The 498-nt window shown below is 71.7% G+C and carries 2 protein-coding genes; one reads left to right on the forward strand and one right to left on the reverse strand.

The window, feature by feature from the left end; genetic code table 11:
* Window positions 1-2 precede the first annotated feature (2 nt).
* The gene (locus G3I71_RS46810) at window positions 3-155 is read right to left on the reverse strand and encodes a hypothetical protein (RefSeq protein ID WP_164325039.1); all 153 of its coding nucleotides are present in this window, start codon (window positions 153-155) and stop codon (window positions 3-5) included.
* On the opposite strand from G3I71_RS46810, the gene G3I71_RS46815 reads away from it, so the two are divergent.
* The coding region (locus tag G3I71_RS46815; protein ID WP_164325041.1) for a polysaccharide biosynthesis protein at window positions 154-498 on the forward strand (345 nt) is incomplete at its 3' end. The two genes, G3I71_RS46810 and G3I71_RS46815, sit on opposite strands and share 2 nt — an antisense overlap.

The raw sequence follows: 498 nt of genomic DNA on the forward strand, positions 1-498 counted from the left end.
CGCTACGACCCGGTCCGGGCCTGGATCACGGCGACGACGCGAGCGGGGTGGGCGGTGGGGTCCGGGCGCACCGTGCCATGATGCTCTATCTGGCGTGCGGCCCCGTCGGCCCGCTGCCCGTCCACCGACCCGATCCGTCTGGAGTTCCACGGCATGTCTCTGCTCTCGGGAGCCTCGATCCTCGTCACCGGAGGCACCGGGTCCTTCGGCAAGGCGTTCCTCCGCGAGGTGCTGGAGCACCACGACCCCCGCCGCCTCGTGGTGTTCAGCCGGGACGAGCTCAAGCAGTACGAGGTCCGCCGCGAGCTCGACGACGACCCCCGCCTGCGCTGGTTCATCGGTGACGTCCGGGACCGCCAGCGCCTGACGCGCGCGATGCACGGCGTCGACTACGGCGTGCACGCGGCCGCGCTCAAGCAGGCGGAGATCGAGTCGGGCGCGCTGACCGGCTTCACCGCCGCCATCGCGGCCTACGGCTTCTTCTTCATCCCGGCGATG

Source organism: Streptomyces sp. SID12501 (assembly GCF_010550245.1).
In the GTDB taxonomy this organism is placed as follows: Bacteria; Actinomycetota; Actinomycetes; order Streptomycetales; family Streptomycetaceae; genus Streptomyces.